Genomic DNA, 5,653 nt, shown 5'->3' with positions numbered 1-5,653 from the left:
CATTACCTGGGCCTGTGTCATATCCAATAACTGTATGATTAGGAATTAGTACTGAAATATTACTTATTCCGCCTATATTTAATATTACGCGATTTATATGTTTATTTTGCAATATAGCTTTATGGAAAGCTGGAACGAGTGGTGCGCCTTGCCCACCATAAGCCATATCTTTACGGCGAAAATCAGCAATAGTCGTAATGCCTGTTTTTGCGGCAATAATATTGGCATCGCCAATTTGTAGGGTAAATGGATTGTTACTGTTTGGTGCATGATAAATTGTTTGTCCATGACAGCCAATGGCTTTAATTTGTTTTTTATCTATCTTATTATTTTCTAAAAAGTTATTTATACTATTGGCAAAAAGTTTACCAAGCTTGTGATCTATTTCACCTAAATTTTGTAATGAGGTTTGCTTGGTTTCACACAATGTTAGTAAATGCTGTTTTAAATTGCTGGGTATTGGATAGCATGCACTTGCTATTGATTTAACTTTTTTTTCGGTAATATTCACTAAAGCTATATCAATTCCATCCATGCTGGTACCGGACATCACACCTATATATAAATTTTGCATAACGTTATCCTTGCCGAAAAATTTGACCTGTTTTAATGTCTTTTATTTGTGATGGCTGTGAACGGTGACCTGTTTCACCATCTAAAATAGGGAAATCTGGACCAAACTGTTTGGCAACTTCGATAGCTGTTTTACAAGGAGGATGAGCAGAAATGTTAGCACTAGTTGAAACTATTGGTTTGCCATAAAGATCACAAAGTTTACAAACGACAGGATGATTTGTGACCCGTATAGCAATAGAATCGAATTTACCGGTCAAAAAATATGGTGTATTTTTATTTTTAGGGAAAACCCAAGTAATGGGCTCAGACCAATTAGTAAGGGCTAACTTTTTTTGTTCGTTGGTGATAGTTGATTCATCTATATAAGGTATTAGTTGTTGGTAATGGCTAGCAATTAGAATCAACCCCTTATCTATTGATCGCTGTTTTAGTTGTAATAGTTTTAATACCGCTGATTCGCAATTGGGATCACAGCCTAGACCAAAAACAGCTTCAGTTGGGTAAGCAATCACCTCACCATTTTTTAAACAATTATTGATTTGCGATAGCGTTAATAAATTAGCCATTAAATTTAAATACAATCAGATTACAGTTAATATTTATATTAAACCTCAGTTTTAGGTTTGGCAAATGGGTATTATTTAGTTTTTAAACACCGCTAATGGTAAGCTTAATGTGCTGTTGTTATTCCCAATTTATCTGTGGGAAATAGCTAGCAGTTAGTTCAACAACTTGTTGCATATTGATAATTTTAAGCCTTGAATCGATAATATCATTTAGCCCACGAGCTTGAATATCGCTGTTGATGATATAACAATGCGTCGTTTTACTGATAATATCATTTAATAATGGGTTGTTTTTGATAGCTAGAACAACCCCATTTTGCCAAAATAATATGGCATCTTGAGCGGATATTTGTTGTGGATCTAGAGCTAATGGATTTGCTGTTGAAATAGTATGTAACATTATTTTTCACATTTTTACAATGAAACGTAGGTTTTCCTGTAAGTTTTTTACAAAATCTAGGTTATCTTGTTTAGTACATCTTTAATGGTTATTAGTATATAATAAGAGATCATTATTGAGCAAAGAATTCATCATGAAACCGATTATTTTAACCAATGAGCACCAAACGATTTTGTTTGGTAGCAAACTTGCCAAACAGTGTTTAAACTATTTGTCTAAGCATGATGATACAATTGTTATCCATTTAATTGGCGATCTTGGCGCAGGAAAAACAACTTTTAGTCGCGGTTTTTTACAACAATTAGGCCATAAAGGTAACGTAAAAAGCCCAACTTATACATTAGTAGAACCCTATCATTTTGATAATTTTTCAGTTTATCATTTTGATTTGTATCGGCTTTGTGACCCTGAAGAATTAGAGTTTATGGGCATTCGTGAATATTTTGTTTCTCGATCGATTTGTTTAATTGAGTGGCCTGAGCGAGCAGGCGGTATCTTGCCTAATGTTGATCTCGAAATTCATTTAGCTTATTTAGCGCTTGAACGCACTGCTTGTGTACAAGCAAAAAGCGAAAAAGGCCAAGTGATTCTTAATTTATCACAATAAAAATAAACAATTAAAAGACAATGAAAAAACTACTTATTTTTTTTATGTTAGTACTGCTTTGTAGCTCTGCTTATGCAACCAAAGTTGTGATTGCTGTTGACGCGGGGCATGGCGGTAAAGATTCGGGCGCAATAGGACAAAATAAGTTATATGAAAAAGCAGTTACGCTTTCAATTGCTAAAAAACTGACCAACTTATTAAATAAAGATACTAATTTTAAAGGTGTACTGACTCGTGACAGTGATAATTTTATTTCTGTCTCGCAACGTTCAGAAATTGCTCGTAAAAATAAAGCTAATTTATTAGTTTCAGTTCATGCTGATGCTGCGCCAAATAGGAATGCAACGGGGGCTTCAATTTGGGTATTGTCAACTCAGCGTGCAGATACAGAGCTAGGGCGTTGGCTTGAAAAAGGTGAAAAACAGTCTCAATTACTAGGTGGTGCTGGTGATGCACTTAGTGATGATCATGATCCTCATTTAAGCCAAGCAGTATTAGATCTACAGTTTTCTTATTCTCAACAAGTGGGATATCAGTTAGCAATGCAAGTCTTAAAAGCGATGAAAGGAACAATACCATTGCATAAATCTGTTCCAGAACATGCAAGTTTAGGTGTATTACGTTCGCCAGATATTCCATCAATTTTAGTTGAAGTTGGCTTTATCTCTAACGAGGATGAAGAAAGACTACTAAGTAATAATGCCCACCAAGAGAAAATCGCTAACGCTATTTATCAAGGCATCAAAAATTATATTAAACAAAATCCAAAATTTGGAGAACAGCATTAATGGCAATTCATATTTTATCGCCGCAATTAGCTAACCAAATTGCTGCAGGTGAAGTAGTAGAACGTCCAGCGTCAGTTATTAAGGAGTTAGTTGAAAATAGTCTTGATGCGGGTAGTACTCAAATTGATATTGACCTTGAGCAAGGTGGCTGTAAATTAATCCGTATTCGTGATAATGGTTGTGGCATTGCTAAAGATGAATTAGCGCTGGCGCTTGCTCGTCATGCGACAAGTAAAATCAGTAAATTAGATGATTTAGATGCTATTATTAGTCTTGGATTTCGTGGGGAAGCGCTTGCAAGTATAAGCTCGGTGGCTCGATTAACATTAACTTCACGTACTGTTGAACAATCCGAAGCATGGCAAGTTTATGCAGAGGGGCGTGATATGAAACCGATCATTAAACCTGCTGCCCATCCTGTAGGATCGACTGTCGAAGTCCTTGATCTGTTTTATAATACACCGGCAAGACGTCGTTTTTTAAAAACAGAAAAAACTGAGTTTATGCATATCGAAGAGTTTGTTCGGCGTATTGCACTTGCACGACCTGATGTTACCTTTAATTTACAACATAATGGTAAATTGGTTAAGCAGTATCGTTCATCCACCCTTGAAAAAAGAGTCGAATTGGTGTGGGGGCGTGCATTTATGCAAAAAGCTGTCAAATTAGATTGGCAGCATGATGATTTACTCATTCAAGGTTGGGTCACCAGTAGTGAAAGTAGTGATTTGCAGTATTTTTATGTTAATGGGCGAGTCATCAAAGATAAATTACTTAATCATGCACTGCGTCAGGCTTACATCAGTCGTACTAATGAACAACAAAGCTATGTGGTGTTTTTACAGATAGATCCAAAACAAGTTGATGTTAATGTTCATCCAGCTAAGCATGAAGTGCGTTTTCATGAAGCAAGGCTTGTTCATGATTTTGTTTATCAAGCTATTGTAATGGCGCTTGAGTCAAATTTAACCGAAGTGGAAGAAAAAGTAACAATACCTCCTAATAGGCAAGCAGCTGGTGATAATATCTTTAACCAACAAACAGCACCAAAAATTTATCAAGCAAGTAGCCAGTTATCGAAAAAACCAAGCAATTATGCAAAAGAAAATGCGTTGTATGGTCAGTTGGTGAATGTTGATCTTGCTCAAGATGTGGAAAAATCGGAGCCGAAAAAAACGCTTTTATCGACAGAAGAACATGAAGTAACTGAGCCACAAAAAGCGGTTATCGAAGCTTTATTTCCTAAGCGAAATATACCATTACAATCATTACAACAACAGCTTGATAACTCATCATTAGTACAATTTGGTCGGGTGTTAACTGTTATTCAGCCCGATATAGCATTGCTTGAAAAGTTTGAAGATAATCAACAAAAACTCATGTTAATGAAATTGCCAATTGCGCAGCAAAAAGTTGTTGCAATTAAATTATTATCGCAAGACTCTGAGAAATTGCTTATTCCATTAACAATTTTAATTAATCATAAAGAGCAACAAATTGTATCTACTTATCAACCTCAGTTAAATTTTTTAGGTTTTGAGTTTTATATTGATAAAGCTAAATTGTATTTACAAAACGTGCCTAAAATGTTGCGAGCAATGAACTGGCAACAAATTTTACCTGCTTTAATTAGTTTTATCTCATCATCTGAAAAGGAAGTATTCAATCCAACTCAAATTGCTGCTTGGTTAGCTAACCAGTACTGTGATAGTTGTACTGAGGTTTGGGGAGGATCTAAGGTAATTCAATTATTAGCACAGTTAGAGCAGATAGATATTAATTTGTTACAACAAGAATCATTTTTATATCCAATAGATATGCAATCTCTAACTCAATCAATTTTATTATGACTAAACCGAAAATTATTTCATTAATGGGGCCAACGGCATCGGGTAAAACCGCATTTGCTATGGCGCTTTATGATCGTTATCCAATTGATATTATTAGTGTCGATTCTGCACTTATTTATCGTGGCATGAACATTGGAACTGCAAAACCAACTCAAGAAGAGCAACAAAAATACCCGCATAAACTAATTGATATTTGTGATCCAGCAGAGAGCTACTCAGCAGCAAATTTTAGGCATGATGCCATTGTTGAAATTGAAAAAACCTTAAAAGAAGGTCGGATTCCATTGTTAGTTGGTGGAACAATGCTTTACTTTAAGGCTTTGATTGAAGGCCTTTCACCGCTACCAGCGGCCAATAGTGAAATTCGTCAACAAATAGAGGGAAAAGCCAATAAATTAGGTTGGCAAGCTATTCACGAAGAGTTAAAAAAAGTTGATCCTGTTTCGGCTGAACGAATTCATCCTAATGATCCACAGCGTCTTAATCGTGCTTTAGAAGTCTATTTAATTTCAGGTAAAAGTTTAACTGAGCTTACACAAGAAAGTGGTGAGGCATTGCCATATGATATTATGCAGTTCGCTATTATGCCGCAAGATAGGGCACAATTACATGAGCGTATTGAGCAGCGTTTTTTACAGATGTTAGATCAAGGATTTGAGAATGAAGTAAAAGCGCTTATGCAACGATCTGATTTGCATTTAAATTTGCCCGCTATTCGTTGTGTCGGCTATCGGCAAATGTGGGAATATTTAAATGGTGATATAAGTTATGATGAAATGATATTTAAAGGTATTTGTGCTACACGACAATTAGCGAAAAGACAAATTACTTGGCTTCGTGGTTGGAAGCAACCTATTACATGGTTA

Annotated in this window: 6 protein-coding genes and 1 pseudogene; 4 read left to right on the top strand and 3 right to left on the bottom strand. The window is 35.5% G+C overall.

What is annotated here, in order from left to right:
• The 3 genes from A9G30_RS00340 to tusB form a co-directional block, all read right to left on the bottom strand.
• A partial coding sequence (locus A9G30_RS00340; RefSeq protein ID WP_141671933.1) for an anhydro-N-acetylmuramic acid kinase occupies window positions 1-574 on the bottom strand: 574 nt, incomplete at its 3' end.
• Window positions 575-578: 4 nt separating this feature from the next.
• Window positions 579-1,142, bottom strand: a complete 564-nt coding sequence (locus tag A9G30_RS00335; RefSeq protein WP_065581564.1) for a Sua5/YciO/YrdC/YwlC family protein — start codon at window positions 1,140-1,142, stop codon at window positions 579-581.
• Between the two features lie 118 nt (window positions 1,143-1,260).
• Window positions 1,261-1,542: a sulfurtransferase complex subunit TusB gene (gene tusB / locus A9G30_RS00330; RefSeq protein ID WP_065581565.1), complete on the bottom strand. Its 282-nt coding sequence runs from the start codon at window positions 1,540-1,542 to the stop codon at window positions 1,261-1,263.
• Between the two features lie 133 nt (window positions 1,543-1,675).
• Here tusB and tsaE point away from each other — a divergent pair, with 133 nt between their 5' ends.
• The 4 genes and pseudogenes from tsaE to miaA all read left to right on the top strand — a co-directional run.
• The gene (gene tsaE / locus A9G30_RS00325; protein ID WP_065581566.1) at window positions 1,676-2,149 is read left to right on the top strand and encodes a tRNA (adenosine(37)-N6)-threonylcarbamoyltransferase complex ATPase subunit type 1 TsaE; all 474 of its coding nucleotides are present in this window, start codon (window positions 1,676-1,678) and stop codon (window positions 2,147-2,149) included.
• 62 nt (window positions 2,150-2,211) lie between these two features.
• A pseudogene (locus tag A9G30_RS00320) lies at window positions 2,212-2,916 on the top strand (N-acetylmuramoyl-L-alanine amidase); the annotation flags it as partial.
• Window positions 2,917-2,936: 20 nt separating this feature from the next.
• On the top strand, window positions 2,937-4,787 hold the full coding sequence (mutL, locus tag A9G30_RS00315) for a DNA mismatch repair endonuclease MutL (RefSeq protein WP_065587707.1): 1,851 nt from the start codon (window positions 2,937-2,939) through the stop codon (window positions 4,785-4,787).
• On the top strand, window positions 4,784-5,653 hold an 870-nt coding region (gene miaA, locus A9G30_RS00310), incomplete at its 3' end, for a tRNA (adenosine(37)-N6)-dimethylallyltransferase MiaA (protein ID WP_081295515.1). The genes mutL and miaA, both read left to right, overlap by 4 nt.

Source organism: Gilliamella sp. Fer4-1, assembly GCF_001690515.1.
GTDB lineage: Bacteria > Pseudomonadota > Gammaproteobacteria > Enterobacterales > Orbaceae > Gilliamella > Gilliamella apicola_C.
The sequence above is the reverse complement of the archived record's forward strand: the minus strand, read 5'-3'. Positions and strand labels throughout refer to the sequence as shown.

Excerpts from the sequence above, each read along its gene's own strand:
- A9G30_RS00335 (WP_065581564.1), bottom strand. The coding sequence starts at position 1,142 with ATGGCTAATTTATTAACGCTATCGCAAATCAATAATTGTTTAAAAAAT.
- tusB (WP_065581565.1), bottom strand. The coding sequence starts at position 1,542 with ATGTTACATACTATTTCAACAGCAAATCCATTAGCTCTAGATCCACAA.
- tsaE (WP_065581566.1), top strand. The coding sequence starts at position 1,676 with ATGAAACCGATTATTTTAACCAATGAGCACCAAACGATTTTGTTTGGT.
- mutL (WP_065587707.1), top strand. The coding sequence starts at position 2,937 with ATGGCAATTCATATTTTATCGCCGCAATTAGCTAACCAAATTGCTGCA.